Annotated in this window: 19 protein-coding genes; 16 read left to right on the plus strand and 3 right to left on the minus strand. The window is 73.2% G+C overall.

All coding sequences use genetic code 11. From position 1 onward, the window contains the following. Positions 1-13: 13 nt before the first annotated feature. The 11 genes from ald to AB0D94_RS14255 all read left to right on the plus strand — a co-directional run bounded on the left by ald (position 14) and on the right by AB0D94_RS14255 (position 11,723). Positions 14-1,129, plus strand: coding sequence for an alanine dehydrogenase (gene ald, locus AB0D94_RS14205; protein WP_362050846.1), 1,116 nt, complete (start codon positions 14-16; stop codon positions 1,127-1,129). Positions 1,130-1,497: 368 nt separating this feature from the next. Further along, on the plus strand, positions 1,498-2,616 hold the full coding sequence (locus AB0D94_RS14210) for a ParA family protein (RefSeq protein ID WP_362050849.1): 1,119 nt from the start codon (positions 1,498-1,500) through the stop codon (positions 2,614-2,616). After that, positions 2,601-3,122, plus strand: a complete 522-nt coding sequence (locus AB0D94_RS14215; protein ID WP_362050852.1) for a hypothetical protein — start codon at positions 2,601-2,603, stop codon at positions 3,120-3,122. Before AB0D94_RS14210 ends, AB0D94_RS14215 begins: the two co-directional genes overlap by 16 nt. A 796-nt stretch (positions 3,123-3,918) precedes the next feature. Next, positions 3,919-5,310 (plus strand): segregation/condensation protein A, encoded by a 1,392-nt coding sequence (locus tag AB0D94_RS14220; RefSeq protein WP_362050855.1) that lies wholly within the window; start codon positions 3,919-3,921, stop codon positions 5,308-5,310. After that, a complete protein-coding gene (gene scpB, locus AB0D94_RS14225) occupies positions 5,307-5,939 on the plus strand; it encodes an SMC-Scp complex subunit ScpB (RefSeq protein ID WP_362050858.1) in 633 nt (210 codons plus the stop codon). The genes AB0D94_RS14220 and scpB overlap by 4 nt, the downstream gene beginning before the upstream one ends. Further along, a complete protein-coding gene (locus tag AB0D94_RS14230; RefSeq protein ID WP_362050861.1) occupies positions 5,939-7,360 on the plus strand; it encodes a pseudouridine synthase in 1,422 nt (473 codons plus the stop codon). Before scpB ends, AB0D94_RS14230 begins: the two co-directional genes overlap by 1 nt. A gap of 166 nt (positions 7,361-7,526) precedes the next feature. Continuing rightward, positions 7,527-8,135 (plus strand): nicotinamide riboside transporter PnuC, encoded by a 609-nt coding sequence (gene pnuC / locus AB0D94_RS14235; protein ID WP_362050864.1) that lies wholly within the window; start codon positions 7,527-7,529, stop codon positions 8,133-8,135. Continuing rightward, positions 8,132-9,211 (plus strand): AAA family ATPase, encoded by a 1,080-nt coding sequence (locus tag AB0D94_RS14240; protein ID WP_362050867.1) that lies wholly within the window; start codon positions 8,132-8,134, stop codon positions 9,209-9,211. Before pnuC ends, AB0D94_RS14240 begins: the two co-directional genes overlap by 4 nt. Then, entirely contained in the window at positions 9,208-9,951 is a 744-nt protein-coding gene (locus AB0D94_RS14245; protein ID WP_362050870.1) for an NUDIX domain-containing protein, read from the plus strand. Before AB0D94_RS14240 ends, AB0D94_RS14245 begins: the two co-directional genes overlap by 4 nt. Next, on the plus strand, positions 9,948-10,967 hold the full coding sequence (locus AB0D94_RS14250) for an ADP-ribosylglycohydrolase family protein (protein WP_362050873.1): 1,020 nt from the start codon (positions 9,948-9,950) through the stop codon (positions 10,965-10,967). The genes AB0D94_RS14245 and AB0D94_RS14250 overlap by 4 nt, the downstream gene beginning before the upstream one ends. 3 nt (positions 10,968-10,970) lie before the next feature. Continuing rightward, on the plus strand, positions 10,971-11,723 hold the full coding sequence (locus tag AB0D94_RS14255; protein ID WP_362050876.1) for a nucleotidyltransferase domain-containing protein: 753 nt from the start codon (positions 10,971-10,973) through the stop codon (positions 11,721-11,723). A gap of 24 nt (positions 11,724-11,747) precedes the next feature. Here AB0D94_RS14255 and AB0D94_RS14260 read toward each other — a convergent pair whose 3' ends face one another. The 3 genes from AB0D94_RS14260 to AB0D94_RS14270 all read right to left on the minus strand — a co-directional run bounded on the left by AB0D94_RS14260 (position 11,748) and on the right by AB0D94_RS14270 (position 13,346). Continuing rightward, on the minus strand, positions 11,748-12,434 hold the full coding sequence (locus AB0D94_RS14260; protein WP_362050879.1) for a nucleotidyltransferase domain-containing protein: 687 nt from the start codon (positions 12,432-12,434) through the stop codon (positions 11,748-11,750). A 33-nt stretch (positions 12,435-12,467) separates the two neighbouring features. Then, entirely contained in the window at positions 12,468-12,923 is a 456-nt protein-coding gene (locus AB0D94_RS14265) for a Rieske (2Fe-2S) protein (protein ID WP_362050882.1), read from the minus strand. Positions 12,924-13,004: 81 nt separating this feature from the next. Beyond that, complete coding sequence (locus AB0D94_RS14270) at positions 13,005-13,346, minus strand: DUF952 domain-containing protein (RefSeq protein ID WP_362050885.1); 342 nt, start codon at positions 13,344-13,346, stop codon at positions 13,005-13,007. A gap of 138 nt (positions 13,347-13,484) precedes the next feature. Between AB0D94_RS14270 and AB0D94_RS14275 the strand changes: the two genes are divergently transcribed. The 5 genes from AB0D94_RS14275 to der all read left to right on the plus strand — a co-directional run bounded on the left by AB0D94_RS14275 (position 13,485) and on the right by der (position 18,239). Next, positions 13,485-13,922, plus strand: a complete 438-nt coding sequence (locus tag AB0D94_RS14275; protein ID WP_362050888.1) for a YidB family protein — start codon at positions 13,485-13,487, stop codon at positions 13,920-13,922. A 127-nt stretch (positions 13,923-14,049) separates the two neighbouring features. Continuing rightward, positions 14,050-15,138 carry a prephenate dehydrogenase gene (locus AB0D94_RS14280; protein ID WP_362050891.1) on the plus strand — a complete coding sequence of 363 codons (1,089 nt, stop codon included), beginning with the start codon at positions 14,050-14,052 and terminating at the stop codon, positions 15,136-15,138. A gap of 217 nt (positions 15,139-15,355) precedes the next feature. Further along, complete coding sequence (gene cmk / locus AB0D94_RS14285; protein ID WP_362050894.1) at positions 15,356-16,063, plus strand: (d)CMP kinase; 708 nt, start codon at positions 15,356-15,358, stop codon at positions 16,061-16,063. Further along, entirely contained in the window at positions 16,056-16,703 is a 648-nt protein-coding gene (locus AB0D94_RS14290; RefSeq protein WP_362050897.1) for a lysophospholipid acyltransferase family protein, read from the plus strand. The genes cmk and AB0D94_RS14290 overlap by 8 nt, the downstream gene beginning before the upstream one ends. Before the next feature lie 75 nt (positions 16,704-16,778). Continuing rightward, positions 16,779-18,239, plus strand: coding sequence for a ribosome biogenesis GTPase Der (gene der, locus AB0D94_RS14295; RefSeq protein ID WP_362050900.1), 1,461 nt, complete (start codon positions 16,779-16,781; stop codon positions 18,237-18,239). Positions 18,240-18,248: the final 9 nt, after the last annotated feature.

An 18,248-nucleotide genomic window follows, 5' to 3' on the forward strand; every position in this document is an offset into this window, starting at 1 on the left:
ACCGTGATCGACGATGAAGGTCGGCATCCCCCGCGAGGTCAAGAACAACGAGTTCCGGGTCGCCATCACGCCCGCCGGCGTGCATGAGCTGGTCCGTAACGGCCACCAGGTCTTCATCGAGCAGAACGCCGGTGTCGGCTCCTCGATCACGGACGCCGAGTACGTCGGCGCCGGCGCGGAGATCCTCGGTACCGCCGACGAGGTCTGGGCGACCGCCGACCTCCTGCTGAAGGTCAAGGAGCCGATCGCGGAGGAGTACCACCGCCTCCGCAAGGACCAGACCCTCTTCACCTACCTGCACCTGGCGGCCTCCCGCGAGTGCACGGACGCCCTGCTGGAGTCCGGCACCACCGCCATCGCGTACGAGACGGTCGAGCTCGCCAACCGCGCGCTTCCGCTGCTCGCCCCGATGTCCGAGGTCGCGGGCCGGCTGGCCCCGCAGGTCGGCGCCTACCACCTGATGCGCTCGGCCGGCGGCCGCGGCGTGCTCCCGGGCGGTGTCCCCGGCACCCACGCCGGCGAGTGCGTGGTCATCGGCGGCGGCGTCTCCGGCTGGAACGCGGCGCAGATCGCCATCGGCATGGGCTTCCACGTGACCCTGCTCGACCGCGACATCAACAAGCTCCGCGAGGCCGACAAGATCTTCGGCACGAAGATCAAGACGATCGTCTCCAACGCCTACGAGCTGGAGAAGGCCGTCGTCGAGGCCGACCTCGTCATCGGCGCGGTGCTGATCCCGGGTGCGAAGGCCCCGAAGCTGGTCACCAACGAGCTCGTCGCCAAGATGAAGCCCGGAAGTGTCCTTGTCGACATTGCGATCGACCAGGGCGGCTGCTTCGAGGACTCCCGTCCGACCACCCACGCCGAGCCGACCTTCAAGGTCCACAACTCGGTCTTCTACTGCGTCGCCAACATGCCGGGCGCGGTGCCGAACACCTCCACCTACGCGCTGACCAACGCCACGCTGCCCTACATCGTGCAGCTCGCGAACCTCGGCTGGGTCGAGGCGCTGCGTCGTGACCCGGCGCTCGCGCTGGGCCTCAACACCCATGACGGCCAGGTCGTTTACGGTCCCGTCGCCGAGGCCCACGGCCTCGAGACCCTTGAGCTGAACACGCTGCTCGGCTGACGCGTCAACGACTGACGTCAATCTCACGTATCCGGCCGGACCTTGCCCCCAAGGTCCGGCCGGAGCCGTTTGCGCGGTGCCCCGGTAGCCCGTTCAACTCGCCTCGAACGTAACCCTTTAACCCTTTCGCACACCCGCGAAACTTCGCGGCGACAGTCCGCGCGCCCTTGACAGAGTGGTGTTCGGTTGCCGACACATCGTGCCGGGTCCGGTGGATTGTGTTGCCGCTGAGTGGTGACACGCCATAGAGTCGCCAACCGTCGGCATGGTGCCACGCTGACCTATCGATAAGTGTCCTGGTCACGTCCGAGGAGGTAAGACGACTTGTGAATGAGTCGACATTTGCTCCTGGGGGTGGTCGAGCAGGCATGCCTGAGCGGGGCCAGGGCCCTGCCGGGCTCGAAGCCGTCGGCTCCGTCGCAGTACGCACCTTCGCAAACCACCAGCACATGACGACGCCCCAAAAGAGCATGGACGGCCTAGACGTGAACTCCAGGGCCGGCGACCTGAGCGGCGAAAAGCCCGTGGGTTTCGCCGACTACGCAAACGTGCCCGAAGGGCACTTCTACGACCCCGACGCGGAGTACGAACCGGACCCCGAGTACGCGGCCACCCTCGCCCCCGACGCTGCCCGCCAGCGCCGCGAGCGGATCGGCCCGACCGGACGCCCGCTCCCGTACTTCCCCATCCCGGGCCCGCTGACCGACCACGGTCCCGCGAAGATCATCGCGATGTGCAACCAGAAGGGCGGCGTGGGCAAGACCACGTCGACCATCAACCTGGGTGCCGCGCTCGCCGAGTACGGGCGCCGCGTGCTGCTCGTCGACTTCGACCCGCAGGGCGCGCTGTCCGTGGGCCTCGGCGTGAACCCGATGGAACTCGACCTGACGGTCTACAACCTGCTCATGGAGCGGGGCATGTCGGCCGACGAGGTGCTGCTCAAGACGGCGGTCCCCAACATGGACCTGCTGCCGAGCAACATCGACCTGTCCGCTGCCGAAGTGCAGTTGGTCAGCGAGGTCGCGCGCGAGTCCACCCTCCAGCGGGCGCTGAAGCCCCTGATGGCCGACTACGACTACATCGTGATCGACTGTCAGCCCTCGCTCGGCCTGCTGACCGTGAACGCCCTGACGGCGGCTCACAAGGTCATCGTCCCGCTGGAGTGCGAGTTCTTCGCGCTGCGCGGCGTGGCGCTGCTGACCGAGACCATCGAGAAGGTGCAGGAGCGGCTCAACCCCGAGCTGGAGCTCGACGGCATCCTCGCCACGATGTACGACTCCCGTACGGTGCACAGCCGTGAGGTGCTGGCGCGCGTCGTCGAGGCCTTCGACGACCACGTCTACCACACGGTCATCGGCCGCACGGTGCGCTTCCCGGAGACCACGGTCGCCGGTGAGCCGATCACGACGTACGCCTCCAACTCCGTCGGCGCCGCCGCCTACCGCCAGCTGGCCAGGGAGGTGCTCGCCCGGTGTCACGCCGAGTGAGTCTGCCCGGAGCCGACGAACTGTTCCGTACCACCGGGGGGATGGCCCTCCAGTCGTCCTCGCCCCGGCGGGGGTCCGACGAGGCGTCCGCCGCGGAACACTCGGCCACCTCGGCGGAGGGCACGGCGGGGGAGGGCCGCAGCCGGGAGGCTGAGGCCGCGGGGACCGCGGGCCCCGTCGTGGGGCAGCCGCGCAGGCCGCAGGAAGGTTCTGTCAGCCCCGCTGGTGCGGGTGCGGGTCCCCAGGCGGGCGGCCGCGGCAAGGGGCAGGGCCGGGGTGCGAACCGGCGGCCCAGCGGGCGCGAGCGGCACGACGAGAAGATCACCGTGTACGTCTCCGCCGAGGAGCTCATGGACCTCGAACACGCGCGGCTGGTGCTGCGCGGGGAGCACGGGCTGGCGGTCGACCGCGGGCGCATCGTCCGCGAAGCGGTGGCGGTCGTCCTCGCCGACCTCGAATCCCGGGGCGACGCGAGCATCCTCGTACGCCGCCTGCGCGGCCGCTGACCGCTCCCGCGGGGTCCGCCCGGTACGCGACGCCGAAGCCCGCGCGCCGGCGACCTGCTGACGGTCCTTGCCGGGTCCGCCCGGTATGCGGGGTGAAGCCGCGCCAGGGGGCTCTGACCGTCCCGCCGGGTCCCGCCCGGTACGCGGTGGTGAAGCCGCGCCAGGGGGCTCTGCCCGGTCCCGCCGGGTCCCGCCCGTACGCGCTGCCGGAGCTGGCGCGCCAGGGGGCCGGAGCCGGTGCCCCAGGAACCTGTCCCGCCGCGGACGGTGTCCTTCGGGAACGCCACGCGGCCGCGCCCGGGCCCGCCGGTCCCGCCTGGTAGGCGGTGCCGAAGCCCGCGCGCCAGCGGTCCGCTGACGGTCCCTGCTGGGTCCCGCCTGGTAGGCGGTGCCGAAGCCCGCGCGCCAGCGGTCCGCTGACGGTCCCTGCCGGGTCCCGCCCGGTACGCGGTGCCGAAGCCCGCGTGCCAGGGGCTCCGCTGACCGTCCCCGCCGGGGCCCGCCCGGGACCGTGCTGCTTTAAAGCCCGCGTGCCAGGGGCCCGGAGCCGGTGCCCCAGGAAACTGTCCCGCCGCGGACGGTGTCCTTCGGGAACGCCACGCGGCCGCGCCCGGGCCCCCGCCGGCGTGCGGCGGGAGCTCGATGGGTTGGTGGACCCGCCGGGGCTCGTCGCCGGACCCGCGTGACGCCCCGGGGCCGGTCCGGCCCGATCGGCGAGACACCGCCTAGGCTGCACGGGCGCCGGTCGCTTCGGTCCGGCCCGTACGCCGCCCCCTCCGCACCACCCTGGACCGCGATGCCCTTCCCCGCCGAACCCGGCCGACCGACCCGCCGCCTGCTGGGACGCGGTCCCGGTGCGCCCGATCCGGCGGCCGGGGCGGAGGACCCCGAAGGCGCTGAGCCGCCCGCTGCGGGGCGTACGGCGCACCCGGGCGGGCCGGAGCCGCAGGCGGCGCCCGAGGCCGGGCACGGCCCCACAGGCCGCCACCAGGCCCCCGCCGCACTGCCCGAGGCTCCGGACCCGGGCGAGGCACCCGCCCCACGGGTCCCCGGCCTGGACCCGGTCGTGCCAGACCCGGTCGCGGCCGCGGCTGTCCCGGAGGGTCCCGTAGCCGGATCCCCTGCGGCGCCCGCGCGGCCCGAGGCTCCGGGTGTGGAGCCGGCCGTGCCGGACCTGGTCGCGGTGGCTCCCGTGGCCCCGGCCGCCCCGGCCGGCCTGGACGGTTCCGCACCCGGATCCCCTCCGGCGCTGGCGCGGCCCGAGGCTCCGGGTGTGGAGCCGGTCGCGGCTTCCGTGGCCCCGGTCGGCCTGGGCGGTTCCGCAGCTGGATCCCCTGCGGCCTTCGCGCGGCCCGAGCCCGGGGCGGTGGTGGCCGCGGGCCCCGCCGGAGGCGACGGGCGGTTCACGTTGCGCCTCGACAATTTCGAGGGGCCCTTCGACCTGCTCCTCCAGCTGATCTCGCGGCACAAGCTCGACGTCACCGAGGTCGCGCTGTCCAAGGTCACCGACGAGTTCATGGCGCACATCCGGGCCATGGGCCCGGACTGGGACCTCGACCAGACCACCGAGTTCCTCGTGGTCGCCGCCACCCTGCTCGACCTGAAGGCCGCCCGGCTGCTCCCGGCCGCCGAGGTCGAGGACGAGGCCGACCTGGCCCTGCTGGAGGCCCGGGACCTGCTCTTCGCCCGGCTGCTCCAGTACAAGGCGTACAAGCAGATCGCCGAGATCTTCGAGCGGCGGGCCGAGGCCGAGGGCCGGCGCCACCCCCGTACCGTCGGCCTGGAGCCGCACCACGCCGAGCTGCTGCCCGAGGTGGTCATCAGCATCGGCCCGGAGGGCTTCGCCCGCCTGGCGGTGAAGGCCATGCAGCCCAAGGCCCGGCCGCAGGTCTACGTGGACCACATCCACGCCCCCCTCGTCAGCGTGCGCGAGCAGGCCGGGCTCGTCGTGCGCATGCTCAAGACGCGCGGCGAGGCCACCTTCCAGGAGCTCACCGAGGACGCGGCGGACACCCTCACCGTGGTCGCCCGCTTCCTGGCCCTGCTGGAGCTCTACCGCGAGAAGGCGGTCGTCCTCGACCAGGAGGAGGCCCTGATGACCCTGACCGTGCGCTGGAGCGGCGGGGACGGCGACGGCATGCCGACGGTGACCGACGAGTTCGACCAGATCGTGGAGGCGAAGGAATGAGCGACGCGAGCGCGGTGGCCGCGCTGGAGCTGAAGCCCGCGCTGGAGGCCGTACTGATGGTCGTGGACGAGCCCGCGACCGAGGCGCACCTCGCCAAGGTGCTGGAGCGCACCCCGCGCGAGGTAGCGGCCGCGCTGCGCGAGCTCGCCGACGAGTACACGGCCGCCGGCCGGGGCTTCGAGCTGCGCCTCGTCGCCGGCGGGTGGCGTTTCTACAGCCGGGCCGAGTACGCCCCGGCCGTCGAGGGCTTCGTACTGGACGGCCAGCAGGCCCGCCTCACGCAGGCGGCGCTGGAGACCCTGGCGGTCGTCGCGTACCGCCAGCCGGTGAGCCGTTCCCGGGTATCGGCGGTCCGCGGAGTCAACTGCGACGGGGTCATGCGGACCCTCCTCCAGCGCGGTCTGGTGGACGAGGCGGGGACGGAACCCGAAACAGGTGCGATCCTGTACAGGACGACGAACCACTTTTTGGAGCGGATGGGCCTGCGCGGCCTGGACGAGCTCCCGGAGCTCGCGCCCTTCCTCCCCGAGGCGGACGCGATCGAAGCCGAGACGCAAGAAGGTGTGCCGTCGTTCGATCCGGACGCACCGGACACTGATGAAGACGACGACAAGACGACGGAACTTTGATGCGAAGCAGCGGCAACGGCAACGGTAGCGGCAACAGGAACAGCAGCGGCGGCGGCGGGCGCGGAGGCGCCCGCGGCGGCGGCTCCAGCGGCGGCGGTGGCTACCGCGGTGCCGGCTCCGGCGGTGGCAGCGGCACCGGCGGCTACCGGGGCGGCTCCAGCGGCGGCTCGGGCGGTGGCGGCGCCCGCGGCGGCAGCTCCGGCGGTGGCTACCGCAGCGGTGGCAGCGGCGGCAGCTCCGGCGGTGGCTACCGCAGCGGCGGCGGCTCCGGCGGCGGCTACCAGGGCGGCGGCTCCGGCGGCGGTTACCAGGGCGGCGGCTCCGACTCGCGTGACCGCGAGCAGGCGCCCCGCATCCGCAACCCCCGCCCCGAGGAGCGCCGCTACGACGTCGGCCCCGAGGGCGAGCGCAACGGCCGCGGCGGTGCCAAGGCGGGCGGCGGCGGTGCCCGCGGCGCGGCCGACGGCGCCCGCGGTGGCTCCGGTGCCCGTGGCGCGGCCGCGCGCGGTGGCGCCAAGGGTGGCCCCAAGACCTCCAAGACCCCCGGTATCGGCGGGGCCGGCGGCCCGCGCCGCGGTCCGGGCAGCCGTAGCGGCCAGTCCCGCCCGCGCGAGCTGGACGCGCGCATCGAGGAGCGCGTGCGCGACCGGTACGCCGACAAGCCCGTGATCAAGACCCCGAAGACCTTCCCGGGTGCCGAGGAGGAGGGTGAGCGTCTGCAGAAGGTGCTCGCCCGCGCCGGCATGGGTTCGCGCCGCGCCTGCGAGGAGCTCATCGAGCAGGCCCGCGTCGAGGTCAACGGCGAGATCGTGCTGGAGCAGGGCAAGCGCGTCCTGCCGAAGGACGAGATCAAGGTGGACGGCCTGACCGTCGCCACGCAGTCGTACCTGTTCTTCGCGCTGAACAAGCCCGCCGGTGTCGTCTCCACCATGGAGGACCCGGACGGCCGCCAGTGCCTCGGCGACTACGTCACCAACCGTGAGACGCGTCTCTTCCACGTCGGCCGGCTCGACACCGAGACCGAGGGCATCATCCTGCTCACCAACCACGGTGAGCTGGCCCACCGCCTCACGCACCCGAAGTACGGCGTGAAGAAGACCTACGTCGCCGCCATCACCGGCCCGCTGCCGCGTGAGATCGGCAAGCGCCTCAAGGACGGCATCGAGCTGGAGGACGGGTACGCCCGCGCCGACCACTTCCGCGTCGTCGACCAGGTCGGCAAGAACTACCTGGTCGAGGTCACCCTCCACGAGGGCCGCAAGCACATCGTCCGCCGCATGATGGCCGAGGCGGGCTTCCCGGTCGAGAAGCTCGTCCGGACATCCTTCGGTCCGATCGAGCTCGGCGACCAGAAGTCCGGCTGGCTGCGCCGCCTGACCAACACCGAGGTCGGCATGCTGATGCGCGAGGTCGGTCTGTAGGACCCCGCCGGTACCCCGCTCTCAAGGGAAGAGCCCGCGACGCCCTCGGCGCCGCGGGCTCTTCCGTTGTCCGGGGCCCGTTTGTCCGGGGCCCGTTCCCTTGTCCGGGACCCCTTCCCCTGTTTATAGTCAACCTGACTATTAAAGGGAGTGAGGGGGTCCCGGCATGAACTGGACCTTGAGCTGGACCGAGGTGCTCGGTTTCGCCACCGGCGCCCTGTGCGTCTGGCTGGTGGCCCGGCAGCACATCGCCAACTGGCCGATCGGCATCGCCAACAACGTCTTCTTCATCGCGCTCTTCGCCCAGGCCGGCCTCTACGCCGATGCCGGGCTCCAGATCGTCTTCATCGCCCTCGCCGCGTACGGCTGGTGGTCCTGGACCCACGGGGGTGGACCAGGAACCTCCGGAGCCCTGCCGGTGCGCCGCACCACGCCCACCGAATGGGTCTGGCTGGCCGCGGCGGGGGCGGTGGGGGTGCTCGCCCTCACGCTGCTGCTCAGCCGCGCCACCGACTCGACCGTCCCCTTCTGGGACGCGGCCACGACCGGCCTCTCCCTCGCGGCCACCTACGGCCAGTGCCGCAAGCTGATCGAGTCCTGGTGGCTGTGGATCGCCGCCGACCTCGTCTACATCCCCCTCTACGTCCACAAGGGGCTCCACCTCACCGCACTCCTGTACGTCGGCTTCCTCGCGCTCTGCGTGGCCGGCCTGCTCGGCTGGCGGCGCACGCTGCCGGCGCGGGGTGCCCGTACGGTCCGGGAGGCGGCGGCGTGAGGCGCTTCGGCCACGGGCTGGTGCTCGGCAAGTTCTACCCGCCGCACGCCGGCCACCACCACCTGGTGCGCACCGCCCAGGACCGCTGCGAGCGGCTGACCGTGCTGGTCTGCGCGGCCTCCGTGGAATCGGTGCCGCTCGCCGACCGGGTCGCCTGGATGCGGGAGGCGCACCCCGGCGCCGAGGTCGTCGGCGCCGTGGACGACGTCCCGGTCGACCTGCACGACCCAGCGGTCTGGGAGGCCCACATGGCGATCTTCCGCGGCGCGGTCCCCCGCCCCGTCGACGCCGTCTTCACCTCGGAGGGCTACGGGACCGAGCTCGCGCGCCGGTTCGGCGCCGAGGAGGTCTGCGTGGACCCCGCCCGGACCCTGTTCCCGGTGTCCGGGACGGCCGTACGGGCGGACCCGGCCGGCTGCTGGGACTTCCTCGGGCCGGCCGTACGGGCCGCCCTGGCGCGCCGCGTCGTCGTGCTCGGTGCCGAGTCCACCGGGACGACGACGCTGTCCCGGGACCTGGCCGCGCACTACCGGGCGCGCGGCGGGGTCTGGGCGGCGACCGGCTGGGTCGCCGAGTACGGACGCCGGTACAGCGAGGAGAAGCTGGCGGCGGCCCGCGCCGCGGACCCCGCCGCCACGTGGGCGGACGTCTCCTTCACCTCGGCGGAGTTCCCCGTCATCGCCCGGCGCCAGGACGCGGAGGAGGAGAAGGCGGCCCGGACCGGCTCCCCGGTGCTGATCTGCGACACCGACTCCTTCGCGACCGGCATCTGGCACGAGCGCTACCTCGGCGGCCGCAACGCGGAGGTCGAGAGGACCGCCGCCCTGACCCGCCGGGACCTGTACCTGCTGACGGACGACGCCGACGTGCCCTTCGAGGACGACGGGCTCCGCGACGGGCCCCACCTCAGACCGTGGATGACCGGACGGTTCCGCGAGGAGCTGGAGGCGACCGGGCGGCGCTTCCTGCCCGTGCGCGGGGACCGGCGGACGCGCCTGGCCACGGCCGTGGCCGCGGTGGACGGACTGCTCGCCGAGGGCTGGCACTTCGCCGATCCCCTGCCGGAGGCCCGGTGAGCGGGGAACCGGTGCGGGGCTACGACCCGTACGCCTTCGAGCCGTTCGCGGTGACCGTCGACCTCGCCGTGTTCACCGTACGGGCCGGGGCCCTGCACGTCCTGCTGATCCGGCGCGGACAGGAGCCGTACGCGGGGGCCTGGGCGCTCCCCGGCGGCTTCGTCCTGCCCAGGGAGTCCGCGGAGACGGCGGCCCGGCGCGAACTGGCCGAGGAGACCGGCCTGCCCGGGGCGGTGGTCGCGGCCCTGCACCTGGAGCAGCTGCGCACCTACAGCGAACCGGACCGGGACCCCCGGATGCGGGTGGTCTCGGTGGCCTTCACGGCGCTGGTGCCCGACATGCCGGAACCGGCGGCGGAGGGCGGCGGCGACGCCGACCGGGCCCGCTGGGTGCCGGTGGGGACGGCCGACGGCCTGGCCTTCGACCACGCGGTGATCCTGGCGGACGCCCGCGAACGGATCGGCTCGAAGCTGGAGTACACCTGCCTGGCCACCGCCTTCTGCCCGCCCGAGTTCACCCTCGGGGAGCTCCAGAGCGTCTACGAGACCGTCTGGGACACCTCCCTGGACCGCCCCAACTTCCGCCGCAAGGTCCTGGCCACCCCCGGCTTCGTCGAGGCCGTACCGGGAGCCGCCCGGCTCACCGGGGGCCGCGGCAAACCGGCCGCGCTGTACCGGCCCGGACCGGCCACCGCCCTGCACCCGCCCCTGCTCCGCCCCACGGAAGGACACCCCCGATGACGGCCACCACGAAGCGCGCGGCCACCGGCGCCATGATCGGCCTCGCCCTGGGGGACGCCCTGGGCTTCCCCACCGAGTTCAACGACGTGCCGTCGATCCTCGCCAAGACCGGCCCGTGGCGCGAGATGAAACTGCCCCGGCCGGCCATCGTCACGGACGACACCCAGATGACGCTCGCCCTGGCGCGGGGCATACGGACCGCGGCCGACCGGGGCCGGGTGGGCCCGCTGCGGCTCGCCCGCCCGGTCCGGGAGGAGTTCGTCGACTGGTACCACTCGCCGGAGAACAACCGGGCCCCGGGCAACACCTGCCTGCGGGCCTGCTCGCTGCTGAACCACCCCGAGCGGGACTGGCGGGACGCCAGCCAGCTCGGCTCCAAGGGCTGCGGCGCCAACATGCGGGTCGTCCCGGTCGGGCTGGTCCCCGGCTGGACCGAGGAGGAGCGGGCGGGCGCCGCCCAGCTCCAGTCCGCCCTCACCCACGGCCACCCCACAGCGCTGGCCGCCTCCGACCTGACCGCGCGGGCGGTGTTCCTGCTGGCCCGGGGCACCGAGGTGACCGGCCTGGTCGGGCAACTGCGCTCGTACGCCCTGGAGAACCGCACCCGGTACCACGAGCGCTGGCTCGGCGACCTCTGGATGCGCACGGCCTCCGACGCCTCGGCGCAGTCCTTCATCGCCCGGGGCTGGGACGAGTGCCTGGCCGTCCTGGACCGCCTCGCCGCGGCCCTGCGCAGCCCGTCGCCGGAGACCGACCCCTGCCTGACCACCGGCGACGGCTGGATCGCGGAAGAGGCCCTGGCCACGGCCCTGCACTGCTTCCTGCTCTTCCCGGAGGAGCCCTTGACCGCCCTGCGCCGCGCGGCCTGCACGGCCGGGGACTCCGACTCCATCGCCTGCCTGGCGGGCGCCTTCGCGGGCGCCCACCTCGGCGCGGACGTCTGGCCGCGCGACTGGGAGGGCCGCATCGAGTACCGGGACGAACTCCTGGCCTTCGGCGCCCTCTGGGATGCTTGATCCATGCTGGATGCACTGAGTCTCGACCTGACCCCCGTCGTGGCCGAACAGCCCGACCCGCTGCTCTTCGCCACCGTGTCGGGCGCCCACCTGTACGGCTTCCCGTCCCGGGACTCCGACATCGACCTGCGCGGAGCCCACCTGCTCCCGGCGCAGGCGCTCCTCGGGCTGCGCGAACCGGAGGAGACCCGCAGCCGGATGTGGGACCGGGACGGGGTCGAGATGGACCTCGTCACGCACGACCTGCGCAAGTTCGTCCGGCTGATGCTGAACCGCAACGGCTACGTCCTGGAGCAGCTGCTGTCCCCGCTGGTGGTGCACACCACCCCGGCGCACGAGGAGCTGATCGCGCTCGCCCCCGGCGTCCTGACCTCCCACCACGCCCACCACTACCGGGGTTTCGCCAACACCCAGTGGCGGCTCTTCGAGAAGGCGGCCGAGCTGAAGCCGCTGCTGTACGCCTTCCGGGCCCTGCTCACCGGCGTCCACCTGATGCGGTCGGGCGAGGTGCAGGCGCACCTGCCGACCCTGCTGGCCGAGGTACCGGAGGCGCCCGCCCGTCTCGCCGGCCTGATCGAGGCCAAGGTGGCCGCCGAGCACGGGGCTTACGAGGGGCCGGCCGTGGACCGGGTGCGGGAGGAGTTCGAGGCGCTGCACGGGGTGCTCGACGCGGCGCAGGCGGTCTCGGCGCTGCCGGAGTACGGCTCGGCCTACGACGCGCTCGACGCCTTCGTCATACGCCGGCGCACGTCCTAGGAGGTGTTCGCCGGTCACGAACTCCTAGGGAGTGCCGGCCGACGCGCGGCGGGCGCGGACCAGGAAGTCCTCGACGCGGGCCTGGTCGGGCTCCTCGGGGAGGGCGGTCGTGGCCAGGGCGGCTTCGGTCTCCTCGGTGAGGCGGACCATCCAGGCGTCGACCTCGTCCCAGGAGAGCTCGCCGCGCCTGACCGCGAGGAGGCGGTCGCGGTACGGGCCCGCGTCGATGGTCAGGTGGCCGGTGCGCAGCAGGTCGCGGCAGGACAGCAGCAGGCGGAGCAGGTGCATGGCGTGCTTCCAGCGCGGGGCCCCGTGGACGCGGACGTCCGCGAGGAGCTTGCCGCGCTGGGAAGCCGCGTACCGGCTGAAGCTGGTGTGGGCCCGGCGGGAGAGGAAGGCCTCGCGCAGGGAGAGCAGTTCCTCGCCGACCGGGGTGAGGCGTTCCACCAGGGGGGAGTGCAGGCACTCCAGGACGTTCGGGTTGGCGCGCAGGGCCAGGGAGCAGAAACGCTCCAGCTCCCAGGAGAACTCCTCGTCCCGAGGGCCCTCCACGTGCGTGGGGGGCTTCTCGAACCGCCAGAACAGCGGCGTCGGGGCGAGGTAGACACCGCGCCGGTCGGTGTCGCTCGCCTCCGTCGCCAGGCCGAACGCCCGGGAGCCCATCACGCACTGATAGACCGTGTGGTCCCGTACCAGCGTCAGATCGTCCATCCGGGGAGCCTAAGCTCCCCGCTCGCCCGTCCGCTAAGCGAGCGCGATGCTGCCGTCCGCCGCCACGGTGATCTTCTTCTCGGCCAGCGGGCGGGTGGCCGGGCCCTTGGCCACGGCGCCGTCGGTGTCCTTGAACTTGCTGTCGTGGCAGGCGCAGTCGATGGTGCCGGCCGCCACCTTGGTCACGAGGCAGCCCTGGTGGGGGCAGACCGCCGTGAAACAGCGGTAGTTCCCCGCCGTGGGCTGGGTGATCACCAGCTTCTCGTCCTTGAGGATGGTGCCGCCGCCGACGGGCACGTCCGCCGCCTTGGCGAGCGTCTTCTTGGCCGCCGCGGGTTGGGGCGCGGACGGTTCCGTGACGCTGCCCGGCTCGCTCGCCGGTTTCGCCTTCGCGCTCTCACCGCCGCAGGCAGTGAGCACTCCGCCTGCCAGGGCGGTCGCGCCTGCTGCCAGTACGGTGCGCCGGGCGGTCTGCGTGGGGTCGCTCATGACTGTCTCCTCGCTGTGTGGCCGGATGACGTGCAGCATCCTGGCCCGCGGAGGGCCTCGGAAGAAGCCCGCCGCGCCGGTTCATGCACCCGGCTGCCACGGGACCAGTGAGGCAGGACGGCCGGGTGTGCGTACGACTTCCCACACGCGGCTCACGGCCTCCCGGTTCAGCGGGCCGTGGACGTGCGGATAGCGGACCCCCGATTCACCCTCCCGGCGGACTTCCGCGGTCAGGGCCTCCTCGTCGAGTTCCACCGCGAGCAGGGTCCCCCGTACCTCGCGGTAGTGCGCGTCGGCGATCGCGAGCGCCGTCGGGCGGTCCGCCGAACAGTGGACGAAGCCCTCGGAGCCGAGCGAGGGCGGGGCGTACGGGGAATCGGGCGCGACGGCCCAGTCGGCGAGCGGGACGATGTGGAAGATCATGCCGATCGTTCTACCGCAGCTGCTGCGGGGTCGTGCGCCAAGTGGCGGGGTCACCCGGTTCGGGTGACATTGTCCGTGTCTCGAAGCCGGGTACGCCGCTGTCGCGCGCGGCCCGGCCCCTCTTCGAAAGGCATGACCATGGCGGGTAACGACCTCGGTTCTCTTCTCGGCGGTCTCCTCGGCGGCAGCGGCAGCGGCGGCCAGGGCGGTGGTGGCGGCAACATCCTCGGCTCGCTGCTCGGTGCCCTGCTGGGCGGCGGCGCGGGCGGGGCCCAGGCGGCCGGCGGGAACAACCCGCTGGGCGGCCTGATGGACATGCTGACCAAGTCGGGGCTGGCCGACCAGGCCCAGTCCTGGGTCGGCACCGGCGAGAACAAGCCGGTCAGCGCCGACCAGATCAAGGAGGCCCTGCCGGCAGACACCCTCCAGAAGGTCGCCGAGCAGGCGGGCGTCACCCCGGAGAAGGCCGCCGGCGAGATCGCGGAGGCGCTGCCCAAGGCCGTCGACAAGCTGACGCCGAACGGCCAGGTGCCGTCGGGTTCGCTGGAGGACATCATCAGGGCGCAGGCGCTCTGACAGCCGCCGCCGAGGGCCCGGGCCCGCGTCCCGCAGGACGCGGGCCCGGGCCCTCGCGGCGTGCGCCGTGCCCACTACCCTGGCCGGACAAGCCCCGCCGTGCCGTACGCAACCCTGGAGCGCCCCCGTGAGAACCGCCGTCGTCATCGGAACCGGACTGATCGGCACCTCTGCGGCGCTCGCCCTGACCGCGCGCGGGATCACCGTGCACCTGGTCGACCACGACCCGGCGCAGGCCCGTACGGCCGCCGCCCTCGGGGCAGGCTCCGACGAGCCGCTGGAGGGCCAGGTGGACCTCGCGGTCGTGGCCGTACCGCCCGCCCACGTCGCGGCCACGCTGGCCGAGGTGATCGGGAGCGGCGTGGCCCGGGCGTACGTGGACGTGGCCAGCGTCAAGGGCGGCCCGCGGCGGGAACTGGCCGCGCTGGGCGTGGACCTGACGGCGTACATCGGCACCCACCCGATGGCCGGCAAGGAGCGGTCGGGGCCCCTCGCCGCCACAGCGGACCTCTTCGAGGGGCGCCCGTGGGTGCTCACCCCGACCCGGGACACCGACCACGAGGTCCTGAACCTGGCGCTGGAGCTGGTGGCCCTGTGCCGGGCCGTCCCCGTGGTGATGGACGCGGACGCGCACGACCGGGCGGTGGCGCTGGTCTCGCACACCCCCCAGCTGGTGTCGAGCATGGTCGCGGCCCGCCTGGAGGAGGCCGACGAGACGGCGGTCCGGCTGTGCGGGCAGGGCATCCGGGACGTGACGCGGATCGCGGCCTCCGATCCGCGGATGTGGGTGGAGATCCTGTCGGCGAACCCGGGGCCGGTGGCGGACGTCCTGAGCGGGATCGCCGCGGACCTGGCGGAGACCGTGGAGGCCCTGCGCGGCCTCCAGTCGGCCGACGAGGAGAAGCGGCGCGGCGGCGCGGCCGGCATCGAGGACGTGCTGCGGCGCGGGAACGCCGGCCGGGTCCGGGTGCCGGGCAAGCACGGCGCGGCGCCGACCGTGTACGAGACGGTGGCCGTGCTGATCAGCGACCAGCCGGGCGAGCTGGCCCGCATCTTCGCCGACGCCGGGCGGGCCGGGGTCAACATCGAGGACGTGCGGATCGAGCACGCGACGGGCCAGCAGGCGGGTCTCGTCCAGCTGATGGTGGAGCCGCGTGCGGTGGCGGGCTTGACGGCCGAGCTGCGCGAGCGGGGCTGGGCGCTGCGCCAGCAGTAGCCCGCGGCCCGGCTGCCGGGGCTCCGCCCCGGACCCCGCGCCTCAAACGCGGGCGGGGCCGGATGGCGTTTGAGGCGGGGGCTCCGGGGCGGAGCCCCCGCAGTGGAGCCGCCCTGTTCGGGGACCGGGGCTGGACGGGTCCGGGGCCCGGTAACCTGGAGCAGGGGCGTTTTCGCGCGCCCGGACACGTACGCGCAACCAGGAAGGTGCCCGCACCGTGGAAACCGCAGCTCCGTCCGCCGTGATCGTCGCCATCGACGGTCCCTCCGGCACGGGCAAGTCCAGCACCTCCAAGGCCGTGGCCGCCAAGCTCGGGCTGCGCTACCTGGACACCGGTGCCCAGTACCGGGCCATCACCTGGTGGATGATCAGCAACGGCGTCGACACCGACGACCCGCAGGCCATCGCGGTCGCCGCGGGCAAGCCGGCCATCGTCTCGGGCACCGACCCGGCCGCCCCCACGATCACCGTGGACGGCCTGGACGCCGCCGGTCCCATCCGCACCCAGGAGGTCACCTCCAAGGTCAGCGCCGTCAGCGCCGTCCCCGAGGTGCGCACCCTCATCACCGCGCTGCAGCGCTCCATCGCCGCCGAGGCGGCGGAGACCGACGGCGGGATCGTCGTCGAGGGCCGGGACATCGGTACCACCGTCCTGCCCGACGCAGACCTCAAGATCTTCCTGACGGCGTCCGCCGAGGCCCGCGCCGCCCGCCGCAGCGGCGAGCTCCGCGGCAAGGAGGCCGCCGACCTGGCCGCCACCAAGGAAGCCCTGATCAAGCGCGACGCGGCCGACTCCGGCCGCAAGACCTCCCCGCTGGCCAAGGCCGGCGACGCCGTCGAGGTCGACACCACCGAGCTCACCCTCGACCAGGTCATCGAGTGCGTCGTGACCTTGGTCGAGGAGAAGCGGACCGCAAGTGAGTGAAGCGCCCTCCCGCAAGGGTGCGGCGGTCGGCAGGCGCATCGGCATCGGGCTCATGTACGGGTTGTGGAAACCGCGCGTACTGGGAGCCTGGAGGGTGCCCGCCGCGGGCCCCGTGATCCTCGCCGTGAACCACTCGCACAACATAGACGGCCCGATGGTGATGGGCACCGCCCCGCGGCCGCTGCACTTCCTGATCAAGAAGGAAGCCTACGTCGGCCCGCTCGGCCCCTTCCTCGAAGGGATCGGGCAGGTCAAGGTGGACCGCAGCGGCGCCGACCGGACGGCGATAGGCCGCGCCCTCGGGGTGCTCGAGAACGGCGGGGCCCTGGGGATCTTCCCGGAGGGCACCCGGGGCGAGGGCGACTTCGCCTCGCTGCGCGCCGGGCTCGCGTACTTCGCGGTCCGCAGCGGCGCGCCGATCGTGCCCGTCGCCGTCCTGGGCAGCGGCGACACCCCCGGGCGGGTCGTCAAGGGCCTGCCCGCCCTCAAGAGCCGGGTCGACGTCGTCTTCGGCTCGGCCTTCGACGCCGGGGACGGCACCGGCCGCCGGACCCGTACCGCGCTGGACCAGGCCACCGTACGCATCCAGGACCGGCTGACCGCCCACCTGGCCGATGCCAAGCGCCTCACCGGGCGCTGAGCGAGACTTGACCTAGTAGTGGAACCGCGCTGCGCGGGTGCCACCGATCACCACGAACGACGAGGAACGGACTTCATGAACGACCAGCACGACCACGGAGCACTTGGCGACGCCGAGTACGCGGAGTTCATGGAGCTCGCCGCGGAAGAGGGCTTCGACATCGAGGACGTCGAAGGCGCGATCGAGGCGGCGGGCCACGGCCCGCTGCCCGTACTCGCCGTCGTCGGCCGGCCCAATGTCGGCAAGTCGACCCTGGTGAACCGGATCATCGGCCGCCGCGAGGCGGTCGTCGAGGACAAGCCCGGCGTCACCCGCGACCGCGTCACGTACGAGGCCGAGTGGGCCGGCCGCCGCTTCAAGGTCGTCGACACCGGCGGCTGGGAGCAGGACGTCCTCGGCATCGACGCCTCCGTCGCCGCCCAGGCCGAGTACGCCATCGAGGCCGCCGACGCGGTCGTCTTCGTCGTGGACGCCAAGGTGGGCGCCACCGACACCGACGAGGCCGTCGTCCGGCTGCTGCGCAAGGCCGGCAAGCCCGTCGTCCTGTGCGCCAACAAGGTCGACGGCCAGAGCGGGGAGTCCGACGCGGCCTCCCTGTGGTCGCTGGGCCTCGGCATGCCGCACCCCGTCTCCTCGCTGCACGGCCGCGGCACCGGCGACATGCTCGACGCCGTCCTCGAAGCCCTCCCCGAGGCCCCCGCGCAGACCTTCGGCGCCGCCGCCCCCGGCGGCCCGCGCCGCATCGCGCTGATCGGCCGCCCGAACGTCGGCAAGTCCTCGCTGCTCAACAAGGTCGCGAAGGAGGACCGTGTCGTCGTCAACGAGCTGGCCGGCACCACCCGCGACCCGGTCGACGAGCTGATCGAGCTCGGCGGCATCACCTGGAAGTTCGTCGACACCGCGGGCATCCGCAAGAAGGTGCACCTCCAGCAGGGCGCCGACTACTACGCCTCCCTGCGCACGGCCGCGGCCGTCGAGAAGGCGGAGGTCGCGGTCATCCTGATCGACACCACCGAGACGATCAGTGTCCAGGACCAGCGCATCATCACCATGGCCGTCGAGGCCGGCCGCGCCATCGTGATCGCCTACAACAAGTGGGACGAGCTCGACGAGGAGCGCCGCTACTACCTCGAGCGTGAGATCGAGACCGAGATGCAGCAGGTCTCCTGGGCCCCGCGGGTGAACGTCTCGGCGCTCACCGGCCGCCACATGGAGAAGCTGGTCCCGGCGATCGAGACCGCCCTCGCGGGCTGGGAGACGCGCGTCCCCACCGGCCGCCTGAACGCCTTCCTCGGCGAGGTCGTCGCCGCGCACCCGCACCCGATCCGCGGCGGCAAGCAGCCCCGCATCCTGTTCGGCACCCAGGCGGGCAGCAAGCCGCCGCGCTTCGTCCTCTTCGCCTCCGGCTTCCTGGAGCACGGCTACCGGCGCTTCATCGAGCGCCGGCTGCGCGAGGAGTTCGGCTTCGAGGGCACTCCGATCCACATCTCGGTGCGGGTGCGCGAGAAGCGCGGCGCCCAGCACAAGAAGAAGTAGTCCGGCGCG

It is taken from the genome of Streptomyces sp. NPDC048255 (assembly GCF_040652415.1).
Taxonomy (GTDB): Bacteria; Actinomycetota; Actinomycetes; order Streptomycetales; family Streptomycetaceae; genus Streptomyces.